This window comes from Enterobacter sp. DC1, from assembly GCF_000568075.1.
GTDB classification, from domain to species: Bacteria; Pseudomonadota; Gammaproteobacteria; order Enterobacterales; family Enterobacteriaceae; genus Enterobacter; species Enterobacter asburiae.
This window is the reverse complement of the sequence record NZ_AZUA01000009.1, coordinates 46,217-60,248: the sequence shown is the minus strand read 5'-3', so window position 1 is coordinate 60,248 and position 14,032 is coordinate 46,217. Positions and strand designations below refer to the sequence as shown.

Sequence of the window (14,032 nt, the reverse complement as noted above, 5' to 3'; positions counted from 1 at the left end):
ATTTTTTTGTGATCTGCATCTCATTTCCCCCCTTCCCTCTAAAGGGTTATAGCGCCGCCTTAAAGTTGCATTTAATATGCACCTTATATTATTGATGACGAGGTAACTGCTATGGCCTTTCGCGACCAACCCCTTGGCGAGCTGGCGCTCTCCATTCCTCGCGCTTCTGCGCTGTTTCGTAAATACGATATGGATTACTGCTGCGGCGGTAAGCAAACCCTGGCGCGTGCGGCCTCGCGCAAAGAGCTGGACGTTGAGGTGATTGAAGCAGAGCTGGCGCTGCTGGCCGAGCAGCCCGTCGACAAAGACTGGCGAACTGCCCCGCTCGCTGAAATCATCGACCATATCATCGTGCGTTACCATGACCGTCACCGTGAACAGCTGCCGGAACTGATCCTGCAGGCGACCAAAGTCGAGCGCGTACATGCCGACAAACCTTCCGTACCGCGCGGTCTGGCGAAGTATCTGACCCTGCTGCATGAAGAGCTTTCCAGCCATATGATGAAAGAAGAGCAGATCCTCTTCCCGATGATTAAGCAGGGAATGGGAAACCAGGCGATGGGGCCTATCAGCGTGATGGAAAGCGAGCACGATGACGCGGGTGAACTGCTGGAAGTGATCAAACACACCACCCACAACGTCACACCGCCGCCAGAAGCGTGCACAACGTGGAAAGCGATGTGCAACGGCATTAACGAGTTGATTGACGACCTGATGGAACACATCAGTCTTGAGAACAACGTTTTGTTCCCGCGGGCATTAGCTGATAAATAAAAAAGCCCGGTGGCGCTAGCGCTTACCGGGCCTACAACGTCCTCGAACGTAGGCCGGGTAAGCGTCAGCGCCACCCGGCAACATGTTTAGCGCATGCCTGCCATACGTTTCTTACCGATAAACACCCAGCCCAGCCCCAGCGCGATAAACCACAGCGGCGTGACGATGAGCGCCTGACGGGTATCATCTTCCAGCGTCAGCAGAACCAGCACGAAGACGAAGAACGCCATGCACACCCAGCACATCAGCTTGCCCAGCGGCATCTTGTAGATCGATTTTTCATGCAGGTGTGGGCGCTGCTTGCGGTACACCAGATATGAACAGAGGATAATGGTCCAGACGAACATAAACAGGATCGCAGAGACCGTGGTAATCATGGTGAATGCGCCAATCACGCTAGGGTTCACGTAGAGCATCACCACGCCGCCCAGCAGGCACATGCAGGAGAAGGTCAACCCTTTTGCCGGTACCGCACGCTTCGACAGCTTGGCGAACGCGCTCGGCGCCACTCCCTCCTGCGCCAGGCCAAACAGCATACGGCTGGTGGAGAACACGCCGCTGTTCGCGGAAGACGCAGCCGAGGTCAGCACCACGAAGTTAATCAGGCTCGCGGCAGCAGGCAGGCCTACCAGCACGAACAGCTCAACGAACGGGCTCTTGGTTGGCACCACGGAGCTCCACGGCGTCACGGACATAATGATGACCAGCGCGAAGACGTAGAACATGATGATACGAACTGGAATAGAGTTAATGGCGCGCGGGAGAGACTTCTCGGGATCTTTGGTCTCCGCCGCCGTGGTGCCCACCAGCTCAATCCCTACGAAAGCAAATACCGCGATCTGGAAGCCGGCAAAGAAGCCGCTGATGCCTTTCGGGAACCAGCCGCCGTCATTCCACAGATGGGTAAACGACGCCTGAACGCCCGTTGGCGACTGGAAGTGGGTGAGTACCATCACCAGACCCACGACGATAAGCCCGACAATCGCCACGATCTTGATCATCGCGAACCAGAACTCCATCTCACCGAACATTTTAACGGTAGCGAGGTTGAGGCTCAGCAGCAGGACAATGACCGCCAGCGAGGCGACCCAGTCAGACAGCCCCGGGAACCAGAACTGTGCGTAGGCGGTAATCGCCACGACGTCCGCCATACCGGTGACGACCCAGCAGAACCAGTAGGTCCAGCCGGTGAAATAGCCCGCCCACGGCCCGAGCAGGTCAGAAGCGAAGTCGCTAAAGGATTTGTATTCGAGGTTCGAGAGCAGCAATTCACCCATTGCACGCATCACGAAGAACAGCATAAAACCGATGATCATATAAACGAATATGATTGACGGTCCGGCGAGACTGATGGTTTTGCCCGATCCCATAAACAGCCCGGTACCGATGGCACCCCCAATCGCAATGAGCTGAATATGACGGTTTGTGAGATTGCGCCGTAGCGACTGTTCAGACGACGCCTCTTCGTCGGCGACGACTTTGACCTGATCTACCATGTGATATTTTCCTGTTTATGCCTGTCTGTGTTGTTAAGGCTCTTCTGGCCTTTAAATACGTCAAAAGATGACGTTCCCTTGTAAGGGCTAATCGATATTAGGTAAGAATCGGCGGGATGAATACTATGATTTAGATATTATGTTAATAATATGTTGAAAGTGAGTGTCATATCACTCATACAGCGCGAAACAGCTCACAAAAATACACGCAACAGTTTCGTTTGCAAGATAAAATGTTGATAGCACCGTAACTATAGGTTTTTACACTATTTTCCTCTCCCCAACCGGGGAGAGGAAATAAGAAAATTCGATTACAGAATTTCCAGCAGCTCGACTTCAAAGACCAGGGTGCTGAATGGCGGGATGGACGCGCCAGCGCCGCGCTCGCCGTAGGCCAGGTTATGCGGGATAGTCAGTTCCCATTTGGAACCGACCGGCATCAGGGTCAGCGCTTCGATCCAGCCTGCGATCACGCCGTTGACCGGGAATTCAGCCGGTTCGCCGCGCGCCACGGAGCTGTCGAAGACGGTACCGTCAATCAGCTTACCGGTGTAGTGTACGCGAACGTGGTCGGTACGTGCCGGGATTGCGCCGTCGCCCTGATTGATCACGCGGAACTGCAGACCAGACTCGGTGCTGTTCACGCCTTCACGCTCGCGGTTCTCTTCCAGATATTTCACACCTTCGGCCGCCATCTCTTCGAAGCGCGCGCGACGCACGGCGTCAGCACGTTCGTGGATTTCACGCAGCGCACGGTGCACGACGTCAACCGGAACGGCAGGCTGTTTGCCTTCCAGCGCGTCAGCGATACCCGCCACCAGCGCTTCTGGTAACAGACCTTCCAGGCCGGATTCGCTCAGCTGCTGTCCTACCTGCAAGCCGATACCGTAACTTGCCTGCGCTTCGATAGTGTCAAAAGTCGGGGTGGTCATGGGTTTTCCTTCCATCACATTTAAAGTAGCGGGCAGCATATCAGCCATGCCCTTATGGGTAAAACTTTGTCTGAAGTTAAGGTGACAAACCGCGACGAAACAGAAACAATAGAGATAACCAGGATTAATCCCGAACTGATGTCACGGATGTCGGGTTTACTACGCCGTTCAGGCAGTTAGCAAACTATACTTCGGGGCACAGGATAAAAAATACGCGGAGCAGGAGGAGTGCCATGCCCGGGCGATTTGAACTGAAACCTACCCTGGCGAAAATCTGGCAGGCGCCGGACAATTTTCGCATCATGGACCCGCTGCCTCCTCTGCATCGCAGAGGGATCATCATTGGCGCGCTAATGGTGATCGTGGGCTTCCTGCTTCCTTCCGGGGGCGATGATGTCGATACCGCGCCCGTCACCCGCAATGCCCAACTGGACATCCAGTCGCAGACGCGGCCGCAGCCTGACGCACAGCCGATGCAGACGCAGCTTGTGACCCCGTCTAACGATCCGGGTCAGGTCGCGCCGGTTGAGCCAGAACCCATTCAGGATGAACAGCCGCAGGATCAAGTCGCCGCCCCGTCTCAGCCTCAGACGCAACAGCCCACCGGCATTGAGCAACAGTGGCGTTCCTATCGCGTAGAGCCGGGCAAAACGCTGGCACAGCTGTTCCGCGACCACAACCTGCCGCCAACCGACGTATATGCCATGGCGAAGGTGGAAGGTGCGGGTAAACCGCTCAGTAACCTGCAGAATGGTCAAATGGTACAGATTCGCCAGAATGCCAGCGGGGTGGTGACAGGGTTAACGATTGATACGGGAAGTGGACAACAGGTACTGTTTACCCGCCAGCCAGACGGCAGTTTCATCAGGGCGCGTTAAGACACGGATCTGTAAAAAGCAAAACGCCGGCACAAGGCCGGCGTTTCAACGTGAGCAGAGTAAAAAATTACTCAGCTACAACGTTAACAACCAGTTTAGCGAACACTTCGCTGTGAACCTGGAAGTCAACTTCGTGCTCACCAGTGGTACGCAGAACGCCGTTCGGCAGACGAACTTCGCTCTTAGCCACTTTAACGCCTGCTGCAGAAACTGCATCAGCGATATCGCGGGTACCGATGGAACCGAACAGTTTACCTTCGTCGCCTGATTTAGACGCGATGGTAACGGTGCCCAGTGCGTTGATTGCTTCAGCGCGAGCGTTAGCAGCCGCCAGAACGTCAGCCAGTTTGGCTTCCAGTTCAGCGCGACGTGCTTCGAAAAACTCTACGTTTTTCTTGGTAGCTGGAACAGCTTTACCCTGTGGAACCAGGAAGTTACGTGCGTAACCCGCTTTAACGTTAACCTGATCACCCAGGCTGCCCAGGTTTGCTACTTTATCAAGCAGAATAACTTGCATTACCTTATCCTCTTAAAGTCGTATTAATGGACCGTGCCCGATTACTGATGACGATCAGTGTACGGCAGCAGGGACAGGTAGCGAGCGCGTTTGATAGCGCGAGCCAGCTGACGCTGGTATTTTGCACGAGTACCGGTGATACGGCTTGGGACAATCTTACCGCTTTCGGTGATGTAGTTTTTCAGCGTTGCGATATCTTTATAGTCGATCTCTTGAACGCCTTCCGCGGTGAAACGGCAGAACTTGCGACGACGGAAATAACGTGCCATATGGCTAGTCTCCAGAATCTATCAAATCAATCTGCTCGGCATGCAGAACCATTTTGCTCAGGCCGTTCTTTGCCTTGTGGCAAGAGATGAACCCCTGAACGATTACTGCGCTACCGACCGTTAAACTGTGAGTAATGGCCTGGTTTTCGTGTCCGCTAATAATAACGGGCATTTGGCACCACGCCTGCCGGTGAAACCCGGCTTCCTCTTGCACAGAACGATGCTCAAGCACGAACTGGCAATGCGGAATTCCTGATGGACTGACCTTTCGAAGGGGAGCCCTGCATACGATGCCGGACAACGCCAGACGGTTGGTCATCAGAAATTACTCTTCAGAATCCCCAGCATCAGAATCATCTGCGGTTTCGTTTGCGAAATCATCGCGACGCTCACGGCGCTCGTCTTTCGCTTTAACCATCGGAGATGCTTCGGTAACTGCGTTTTTGGTACGCATAACCATGCTGCGGATAACGGCATCGTTGAAGCGGAAGGTAGTTTCCAGCTCATCGATCACTTCCTGCGGCGCTTCAACGTTCATCAGAACGTAGTGTGCTTTGTGCAGTTTGTTGATCGGGTAAGCCAGCTGACGGCGGCCCCAGTCTTCCAGACGGTGGATCGTACCTTCTGCACCAGTGATGGCAGCAGAGTAACGCTCGATCATACCCGGAACCTGTTCGCTCTGGTCAGGATGGACCATAAAAACGATTTCGTAATGACGCATCGAATTGCTCCTTACGGATTATTCAGCCTCCTGTCTGGGTCAGCCGAGGCCCGGGGAGGCAAGGAACGTGTTAAAGGTCGGCTGAAAAATTGACGCGTCATAATACTTGCGCGCCCCTGGAAACTCAAGCTGATTGCACAAATAATTCGCACAAAGCGCGAAGCGGGTCTAAGTGGGTGATTTAAAATTGGTCACACCCGGAAGCGTTGTTTTTTTGAACAACAGCATCAGAAATGGTCACGCATCCCCGCCGGATGAGTGATTACACTTTAATCAGAGATCGCCTGAATTAAAGAAGGAGCATCCCCCCTCTCGCAGCACGTAGTCGTGGAGCGCATATCATGAAAAAAATCGCATTAGCCATAATGGCGGCGCTTTTGCTCAGTGCAAACGCGATGGCAGCCATCAAGATAGACAGCCGACAGGCCAGAAACATGGATGATGTGCAAAGCTTGGGCGTAATTTACATCAATCATAATTTCGCCACGGAAAGTGAAGCAGATCAGGCATTAAACGCAGAAACCGATGCGCAGGGCGCAACCTATTACCACGTGATGTTAACCCGTGAGCCCGGCAGCAACGGCAACATGCACGCCAGTGCAGATATTTACCGATAACGCTTTAACGCTAGCACCAGGAAAGCCAACAACGAGAACATAGCCATAGATGACGTTGCCCCCTGCCCGGGGGCTTTTTTTTGTGAATGTCTCCGGAATACTACCGGTAAAAGAGCCCCCTGAGATCCTCCCGAAGCGGGAAGATAAGGGCATCAAAGTCCTGCGCGTTTACAGGTGCTGGCGGAAAAACGCCACCGTGGCGTCCAGCGCCGTTGGCGTGATGCGGTGGCGGACGCCCGGCTCCCACAGACAGGTCAGATTACCGTCCAGCCCTTCATTCATTAACGCCTGCTGCAGACGGAAGGTTCCCTCGGGCGGGACCACATCATCCGCGTCACCGTGCCACAGCAGCAGCGGGCGATCGGCCACGCGCGGCAATGCCCGGGCCACATCCCACTCTGCCAGCGTCGCCGTCATTTCCGCTAAATTCTGAGGGGGGAAAAGGGTCTTCGCCAGCGAAGTAAAGTAGCCCGAGCCCATCAGACAGGCGACAGACTTCACTTCAGGATGATGCGTCATAATCCCCAGCGCCGTCATACCGCCCATCGATGCCCCGGCTACCGCCAGACGATTGTCGGCCACCAGCCCTGCCGCATAAAGCGCATCGCGCAGCCCGGCAAACTCGGTCAGACTCCCGTGCAGAATGTGCCAGAACTGCCCCAGCCGCGCCTGTTCATTACCCGTAAAGCGTGCGCCGTGGTCGGGTGCATCTGGCATCACCACGCGAAAACCCGCCTGCGCCAGCGCTACCGCAAAATAACTGTAAACCAGCTTCGATGAGGTAAACCCATGATAAAAAACCACAACAGGCAGCGGTTTATCACGTTTACCCGCTGGCATCGCGTGTAAAATTTCATGGTCGCCGAGGTGGCGTATTTCAATTTCAATCATTGTCGACCCTGTGCGAATCTATGATTCATAATGTTGAGAACTGGGTTACGCTTTCGCGTCATTTTCATTCGAAATATACGTCCCAGATAACACTTCGGGAACATTCCCCCAAAACTAAATTCACAGACAACTACACTATGGCTATCAGGAAACGAGATATGGTTATGCGCAGGTTTGCTGCTTTATTGCTGGTGTTTCTGCTGAGTGGCTGTAGCGCGCTGCAGGGAACGCCGCAACCCGCTCCACCGGTCGCCGATCATCCACAGGAGATTCGTCGTAATCAGACGGAAGGATTACAACGAATGGGCACCATCTCCGCGCTGGTTCGCGGTTCTCCGGATGACGCAGAATCGGCAATAAAAGCACAGGCCGTCGCCGCCAAAGCAGATTATTACGTCATCATTATGATCGACGAAACCATCATAACGGGACAGTGGTATTCACAGGCCATTTTGTACCGCAAATAATGGTTTTCCTTTGAACGAGATTTACACTGCTTTGCGTCCATAGACATTTTCCTGTCCACAATAAACTCCATGCCCGCGTTAATGGAAGGGAGTTTATTTGCGAAGGATTGCCCGGCGGATACCGGATATATGTGAAATGGAGCTGACGATGAAACGAACTCTTGCTTTGACCACACTGTTGCTCTCAGCAGGCCTGCTGAGCACCACCGCGCAGTCAGCAGAATTCGCCAGTGCTGATTGTGTAACTGGCCTGAATGAAATTGGCCAGATCTCCGTGAATAATATCTCGGGGAGCCCGCAAGACGTTGAACGTGTCGTGGCATTAAAGGCCGATGAGCAGGGTGCTTCATGGTATCGCATCATCCAGATGCAGGAAGATAACCATATCGATCGCTGGCGGGTACAGGCCATTCTCTACGTGTAAATTCCCTCCTGATAAAAGCCACTTACTTTTAGTGGCTTTTCGTTTTTGCAAATTTTTTATCTTATATAAAACCAATAAAGAACAATTAAATAACATTTTGTTACATTAAAACAGTAAACGTAATCCCCGCTCTGCCGTTGAAGAACCATAACTTTTCAATGATGAGCAATTTATGATCAACGTTTTCCGCCGTGCGGGCCTTGGGTCGAAACTCTCGCTGCTAACTGGCGTCAGTGTCGCCACGCTGTTTCTGCTATTCACTTTTCTGCTCAGCCAAAAAGCCAGCCAGCAGCTTGAAGCCCTTGCGGTCGAAGATCTGCATAATCAGTCCACCGGCATGGTCGATATGGTGCAGATGTTTAATACCAGCCTGAGTGAAGAGGTTGAGAGCTATACCCGTCTGTTTACCACCTTTTTACCGCAGCCCCTGAACATTGATAATTCCCAACCCCAGACGATTAACGGACTTAGCGTTCCGCTTCTGAAAGGTGGAGACACCGGGCTGCATGAAAATAACACACTTTCGGACGAGTTCCTGAACCGTACGGGAGCCATTTCGACGCTGTTTGTACGCAGCGGTAACGACTTTGTTCGCGTAGCCACTTCCCTGCGTAAAGAGAATGGCGATCGGGCAATGGGTACCGTTCTGGATAACGCCAGCCCGGCCTTTGCTGCCGTCAACAAAGGTGAAGTCTACCGCGGCCTGGCGCTGCTGTTTGGTAAACGCTACATCACCCAGTACCAGCCCGTTAAAAACGCCGAAGGACAGGTCATTGCGATCGTCTTTGTCGGGGTGGACATCACCCACTCCTGGAACGTCATGCGCGAGAAAATCCTCAACCGACGCCTGGGCGAGAGCGGTCACTTCTTCGTGCTGGATCGCAGCAACGGCAAAACGCGCGGGCAATATCTGTTCCATGCCAGCGAAGAGGGAAAACTGCCAAAGTGGGACAGCGCGACGCAGCAGCAGCTTCTGGGTGACAAACCCGGCACGCTGGAGCGCGTAAGCGACGACGGCCGGACGCTGAAAATGGCGTATACCCCGCTGCCGGGCTGGAACTGGACTATCGTGGGCGAAGTGGATAAATCGGTGCTGCTCTCAAGCGTTAACGCCATGCGCGATCGTTTCCTGCTGACCGGCGTGGCCTTATCCATCCTTTTTGCTGGCCTGTTCGTGGTCATTATTCGCCGCGTGCTGACCCGACCGCTGAGCAACGTGATCCATCTTGCTCGTCAATATGCCGCAGGGGATCTCCGTTCCAGCCTGCCCGTGACGCGTCAGGACGAAGTCGGCCAGCTGATCGATGCTATCAACGGCATCGGCGGTGGCCTGCAAAAAATTGTCCTGCAGGTGCGTGAGGCCGCGGGCGAGATCCATTTGGGTACCAACGCGCTGGCCGCCGACACTGGCGAGATTTCAGAGCAGATCAACAAGCAGGCCAGCAGCGTGGAAGAGACGTCTGCCAGCATGGAGCAGCTGGCCGCCACCGTGCAGCAAAATGCCGCCAACATGGAGCAAACTCAGCAGCTGGTGGGTGAAACCTCGCTCGCGGTCCATCAGGGCGGTGAGACGGTCACCCACGCGGTGTCGACCATGGACGACATTCGCGAAGCGTCAAAACGCATCGAAGACATCACGCGCGTGATCGAATCCATCGCTTTCCAGACCAATATTCTGGCGCTGAATGCGGCCGTGGAAGCGGCCCGCGCGGGCGAGCACGGAAAAGGGTTTGCGGTTGTCGCGCAGGAAGTTCGCGCCCTGGCGGGACGCAGCGCTAACGCGGTGAAGGAGATTGAACAGCTGATTGGCGATACGCTCAGAAAAGTGAGTGAGGGTCATGCGCTGTCTGAACAGACCCGCCTGGCGATGGACGACATCATCATTCATATCGATAACATCAGCCAGCTGGTCACCGAGATTAACCATGCCTCACGCGAGCAGTCCGCCGGGATCGGCCAGGTGAACCTCGCCATGACCCATATTGGCGAAGCGTCGCATATCAATGCCGATCGCATCTCACGCAGCGAGCAAACCGCTCAAACGCTGCGCGAGAAGGGTTCACACCTGACTCAGCTGGTGAGTCTGTTCCAGCTAAGAGGCTAGCCAACTCTGCCCGTTGCGCGCAGCAGCAGGTCGCTTTGTACCTGCTCGCTCATCAGCGTGCAGCCACGGGTGTCCAGCATCATGCGGCACCACGCCTGCGCCACCGGGGGCGATGCGTGCCGCAGCATCTGGCTTCCGGCACCCAGTAAGAAAAGCTGCTGCGCGATCTCCCGACCCTGCGCCTCCTGCGGTTTACGCAGTTTTTGCTGAAGCTGTCGCCAGCTGCGGTCGAAGTGTCTGTCCTGCCCTTTCACCTGCGCAAACTCGTCGGCAAGCAGGTCGTGAATACCTGGCTGCTTCGCCAGCACGCGCAGCACGTCCAGGCACATGATATTCCCCGATCCTTCCCAGATGCTGTTCACCGGCATCTCACGGTACAGGCGGGGAAGTTCGCTCTCTTCGCAATATCCGATCCCGCCCAGCACCTCCATCGCCTCAGCGACAAACGGGATGCCCGCTTTACAGACGCTAAATTTCGCCGCCGGGGTAAACAGCCGCGCCCAGGCGGCCTCCTGCGGATCCGCGCGTTTATCCCACGCGCGGGCCAGGCGGAACAGCAGCGCCGTTTGCCCCTCCAGCACCAGCGCCATCCGGCTTAGCACTTCGCGCATTAGCGGCTGATCGATGAGATTTTTGCCGAAGGTCTGACGCTGGTGGGCATGATACAGCGCCACCGAGAGCGCCCGACGCATTAGCCCGTGGCTGCCCAGCGCGCAGTCAAAGCGCGTCAGACCGCCCATTTTGAGTATCTGCCTTACCCCTTCGCCCTCTTCCCCCAGCAGCCAGCCGAAGGCATCAAGAAACTCCGCCTCGCTGCTGGCGTTGGAGCGGTTCCCGAGCTTGTCCTTGAGGCGCTCCAGCCGCACGGCGTTGCGTTGTCCGTCAGGCAAAAAGCGCGGCACAAAAAAGCAGGATAGCCCGCCCTTCGCCTGGGCCAGCACCAGGTGCGCATCGCTTTGCGGGACGGAGAAAAACCATTTATGCCCCACCAGCCGGTAGCTGCCGTCGCTGCATTTTTCCGCTTTGGTGGTGTTGCTGAGCACGTCTGAGCCGCCCTGCTTTTCCGTCATCCCCATACCGATCAGCAGGCCGCGCTTTTGCGCGCCGGGAGCCAGATGCGGATCGTAGCGATCGCTGAGCAGCGGCGTCAGCCAGTCGTGAAATGCTTTGGGGAGCGCCTGCTGCAGCAGCGGCGTGGCGGCAAACGTCATGGTGACCGGGCACAGCGTGCCTGCCTCCACCTGAGCATGAAGCACAAAGCGTGCGGCCCGAGCGACAAACGACCCTTTACGCGCCTCCTCTTCCCACGCCAGGTTATGCACGCGGTTGGCGCAAAGCCCCTGCATCAGCAGATGCCATGCCGGATGAAAGCGGACGTCATCCAGCCGCTCCCCGGTGGCGTCATAACGGAGTAGCTCCGGAGGATTAACGTTTGCCAGCCTGCCCAGCTCCAGCGACTCCGCGGTGCCTAACTGCTGTCCGATGCTGGCGAGCAGCTCGATATCCCACTCGGCCCCTTCACGCGCGACCGCATCGCGCAGGGCGCAGTCCGAGAGGAAAAGGTTGCTGTTGGAAAGCGGTGCAGGTTGATTGAAAACGGTATGGGTCTGCCAGTGCATGCTGTCTCCCTCCTTCAGTGGCAATGACGATAAGTATGGACAGACCGCGCGCACGCTGCATGGGAGAGGAGTCACACGTTCACGATCCCGCTGATATCATTCGTGAAATAGCTCACAGAACATAAGAATAAACTATTTCATACATCCACTTTTGTTGAATAATTTATTCTTACACCTTAAGTGAGGATCGTTATGCAACCGGACGCGCACAAGCGAGCATTAATTGCAGGCTCCATTGGTAACTTTATCGAGTGGTATGAGTTTGCGGTCTACGGTTTTCTGGCGACCGTCATTGCGAAAAACTTTTTCCAACTTGAAGGAGAGGCGGGGCTGACCAGCCTGATCCTCACCTACGCCTCGTTTGCCATCGCCTTCTTCTTCCGCCCGCTGGGTGCGGTGGTGTTTGGCCGCATCGGCGATCGGATTGGCCGTAAACCGACGCTAATCATTGTGCTGGTATTGATGACGCTCGCTACCACCGCCATCGGCGTTGTGCCGGTCTATGCCAGCATCGGAATTGCCGCGCCGCTGATTATTACGCTGCTGCGCATCCTGCAGGGGCTGTTCGCGGGCGGCGAGTACGGCGGTGCGGTCTCGCTGATGACGGAGTTCGCCCCGCGCGGCAAGCGTGGGCTCTATGGCGCGTGGCAGTCCTTTACCGTGGCGCTGGGGCTGCTGGCGGGCGCAGGCATCGTGGCGCTGCTCTCCGCCATTCTCACGCCAGAGGCATTGCACGACTGGGGCTGGCGCATTCCTTTCTTCCTGGCGCTGCCCATGGGCGTCGTTGCGCTGTGGCTTCGGGTCAGCATGGAGGAGACGCCGAGCTTTGTGCAGCAGCAGGATAAACCGAATGTCGCTCAGGCGGATACTGCCGCCACGCTCCGGGCCATCGTGATGGGGATTGGGCGCGTAATGGTCTGGTCTGCGGCGGGGTACACCTACCTGGTGATTATGCCGACCTATCTGCAGTCGGCGCTGCACACCGGGTTTAACCAGGCGCTGCTGATAGCGGTGATTTCGAATATTGGTTTTGCACTCACCATCATTCCGTCGGGGATCCTGAGCGACCGGATCGGGCGCCGCACGGTGATGATTATCGCCACCGCGCTGCTGCTTATCCTCGCCCTGCCGCTGCTGAAAATCCTGCAGGCGGAGTCGAGCACGCTGGCGGTGAAGGCTGGTGTGGTACTGATTGCGGGCGGTCTGGTGGGCATGCTGGCGGGGCCGGGCCCGGCGATGCTATCTGAGATGTTCCCGACGCGCGTGCGCTATACGGGGCTGGGGCTGGCCTACTCTTTGTCGAACGCGATTTTCTCGGGATGTGCGGGGCTAATCATTACCGGGCTGATTAAGCAGACGGGTAACCTGGATATTCCGGCGTATTACGTGATGGCGACGGCGGTAGTGAGTATTTTCGCGCTGATGACGCTGAGGAAGGATGACCATTTGCGGTCGCTGGAGGAGTGAGGTTAATGCCCGGTGGCGCTGCGCTTACCGGGCCTACGGTACCGTGCCTTTGTAGGCCGGGTAAGGCGAAGCCGCCACCCGGCACAATAGGCTACCCGCGCTGGCGCACCGCTTCAAACAGGCAGATGCCCGTCGCAACGGAAACGTTCAGGGACGACACGCTGCCCGCCATCGGGATGCTGATCAGCTCGTCGCAGTGCTCGCGGGTCAGACGACGCATACCTTCGCCTTCCGCCCCCATCACCAGCGCCAGACGGCCGGTCATTTTGCTCTGGTACAGCGTATGATCCGCTTCACCGGCAGTACCGACGATCCAGATGTTCTCTTCCTGCAGCAGACGCATGGTGCGCGCCAGGTTAGTCACGCGGATCAGCGGAACGTTTTCCGCCGCGCCGCAGGCCACTTTCTTCGCCGTCGCGTTCAGCTGCGCGGAGCGATCTTTCGGCACGATCACCGCGTGCACGCCCGCCGCATCGGCGCTGCGCAGGCACGCGCCGAGGTTATGCGGATCGGTAACGCCATCAAGGATCAGGAAGAACGGGTTATCCAGCTCGGCAATCAGATCCGGCAGATCGTTCTCCTGATACTGACGACCCGGCTTCACGCGGGCAATAATGCCCTGGTGCACCGCACCTTCGCTTTTCTCATCCAGGAACTGGCGGTTCGCCAGCTGGATCACCACGCCCTGCGCTTCCAGCGCGTGGATCAGCGGCATCAGACGCTTATCTTCACGCCCTTTCAGAATAAACACTTCCTGAAAGCGCTCCGGTGCGCGCTCGAGAAGGGCCTGCACCGCGTGGATGCCGTAAATCATTTCACTCATTGATGGTTCTCGTAATAAGTATTTCCCCTCCCC

The 14,032-nt window shown here is 56.1% G+C and carries 16 protein-coding genes; 7 read left to right on the top strand and 9 right to left on the bottom strand.

Going from position 1 to position 14,032, the window contains the following annotated elements; genetic code table 11:
• Window positions 1-111: 111 nt before the first annotated feature.
• The gene (ytfE, locus tag P346_RS02340) at window positions 112-774 is read left to right on the top strand and encodes an iron-sulfur cluster repair protein YtfE (RefSeq protein ID WP_032662437.1); all 663 of its coding nucleotides are present in this window, start codon (window positions 112-114) and stop codon (window positions 772-774) included.
• An 86-nt stretch (window positions 775-860) separates the two neighbouring features.
• Here the strand turns inward: ytfE and cycA are convergent, their stop codons facing one another.
• Together cycA and fklB are read right to left on the bottom strand one after the other, a co-directional pair.
• Window positions 861-2,270 carry a D-serine/D-alanine/glycine transporter gene (gene cycA, locus P346_RS02345; protein WP_032662435.1) on the bottom strand — a complete coding sequence of 470 codons (1,410 nt, stop codon included), beginning with the start codon at window positions 2,268-2,270 and terminating at the stop codon, window positions 861-863.
• Between the two features lie 311 nt (window positions 2,271-2,581).
• Entirely contained in the window at window positions 2,582-3,202 is a 621-nt protein-coding gene (fklB, locus tag P346_RS02350; RefSeq protein ID WP_008502892.1) for an FKBP-type peptidyl-prolyl cis-trans isomerase, read from the bottom strand.
• Between the two features lie 233 nt (window positions 3,203-3,435).
• Between fklB and P346_RS02355 the strand changes: the two genes are divergently transcribed.
• Entirely contained in the window at window positions 3,436-4,080 is a 645-nt protein-coding gene (locus P346_RS02355) for an OapA family protein (protein WP_032662433.1), read from the top strand.
• Window positions 4,081-4,147: 67 nt separating this feature from the next.
• Here the strand turns inward: P346_RS02355 and rplI are convergent, their stop codons facing one another.
• Genes rplI through rpsF form a run of 4 tightly spaced genes read right to left on the bottom strand, consistent with a single transcriptional unit; the run spans window position 4,148 to window position 5,587 of the window.
• Window positions 4,148-4,597, bottom strand: coding sequence for a 50S ribosomal protein L9 (gene rplI / locus P346_RS02360; protein ID WP_023310148.1), 450 nt, complete (start codon window positions 4,595-4,597; stop codon window positions 4,148-4,150).
• 41 nt (window positions 4,598-4,638) lie between these two features.
• The gene (gene rpsR, locus P346_RS02365; RefSeq protein ID WP_000135199.1) at window positions 4,639-4,866 is read right to left on the bottom strand and encodes a 30S ribosomal protein S18; all 228 of its coding nucleotides are present in this window, start codon (window positions 4,864-4,866) and stop codon (window positions 4,639-4,641) included.
• Window positions 4,867-4,870: 4 nt separating this feature from the next.
• Window positions 4,871-5,185, bottom strand: a complete 315-nt coding sequence (gene priB, locus P346_RS02370; protein ID WP_008502895.1) for a primosomal replication protein N — start codon at window positions 5,183-5,185, stop codon at window positions 4,871-4,873.
• A gap of 6 nt (window positions 5,186-5,191) precedes the next feature.
• Window positions 5,192-5,587 (bottom strand): 30S ribosomal protein S6, encoded by a 396-nt coding sequence (gene rpsF / locus P346_RS02375; RefSeq protein ID WP_014068637.1) that lies wholly within the window; start codon window positions 5,585-5,587, stop codon window positions 5,192-5,194.
• A 341-nt stretch (window positions 5,588-5,928) separates the two neighbouring features.
• Here rpsF and yjfY point away from each other — a divergent pair, with 341 nt between their 5' ends.
• Window positions 5,929-6,204: a DUF1471 family protein YjfY gene (yjfY, locus tag P346_RS02380; protein ID WP_029740378.1), complete on the top strand. Its 276-nt coding sequence runs from the start codon at window positions 5,929-5,931 to the stop codon at window positions 6,202-6,204.
• A 168-nt stretch (window positions 6,205-6,372) separates the two neighbouring features.
• Here yjfY and yjfP read toward each other — a convergent pair whose 3' ends face one another.
• Complete coding sequence (gene yjfP, locus P346_RS02385) at window positions 6,373-7,095, bottom strand: esterase (RefSeq protein WP_032662430.1); 723 nt, start codon at window positions 7,093-7,095, stop codon at window positions 6,373-6,375.
• Between the two features lie 137 nt (window positions 7,096-7,232).
• Between yjfP and bsmA the strand changes: the two genes are divergently transcribed.
• The 3 genes from bsmA to P346_RS02400 all read left to right on the top strand — a co-directional run bounded on the left by bsmA (window position 7,233) and on the right by P346_RS02400 (window position 10,090).
• Window positions 7,233-7,562 carry a biofilm peroxide resistance protein BsmA gene (gene bsmA / locus P346_RS02390; RefSeq protein ID WP_029740376.1) on the top strand — a complete coding sequence of 110 codons (330 nt, stop codon included), beginning with the start codon at window positions 7,233-7,235 and terminating at the stop codon, window positions 7,560-7,562.
• Between the two features lie 148 nt (window positions 7,563-7,710).
• Complete coding sequence (gene yjfN / locus P346_RS02395; protein ID WP_166770712.1) at window positions 7,711-7,986, top strand: DUF1471 family protease activator YjfN; 276 nt, start codon at window positions 7,711-7,713, stop codon at window positions 7,984-7,986.
• 172 nt (window positions 7,987-8,158) lie between these two features.
• Entirely contained in the window at window positions 8,159-10,090 is a 1,932-nt protein-coding gene (locus P346_RS02400) for a methyl-accepting chemotaxis protein (RefSeq protein WP_032662426.1), read from the top strand.
• On the opposite strand, the gene P346_RS02405 is transcribed toward P346_RS02400, so the two are convergent.
• The gene (locus P346_RS02405) at window positions 10,087-11,709 is read right to left on the bottom strand and encodes an isovaleryl-CoA dehydrogenase (RefSeq protein ID WP_032662423.1); all 1,623 of its coding nucleotides are present in this window, start codon (window positions 11,707-11,709) and stop codon (window positions 10,087-10,089) included. The genes P346_RS02400 and P346_RS02405 overlap by 4 nt on opposite strands.
• Window positions 11,710-11,901: 192 nt before the next feature.
• Between P346_RS02405 and P346_RS02410 the strand changes: the two genes are divergently transcribed.
• Window positions 11,902-13,176: an MFS transporter gene (locus P346_RS02410; RefSeq protein ID WP_032662421.1), complete on the top strand. Its 1,275-nt coding sequence runs from the start codon at window positions 11,902-11,904 to the stop codon at window positions 13,174-13,176.
• Between the two features lie 91 nt (window positions 13,177-13,267).
• Here P346_RS02410 and rlmB read toward each other — a convergent pair whose 3' ends face one another.
• The gene (rlmB, locus tag P346_RS02415; protein ID WP_023334255.1) at window positions 13,268-13,999 is read right to left on the bottom strand and encodes a 23S rRNA (guanosine(2251)-2'-O)-methyltransferase RlmB; all 732 of its coding nucleotides are present in this window, start codon (window positions 13,997-13,999) and stop codon (window positions 13,268-13,270) included.
• Window positions 14,000-14,032: the final 33 nt, after the last annotated feature.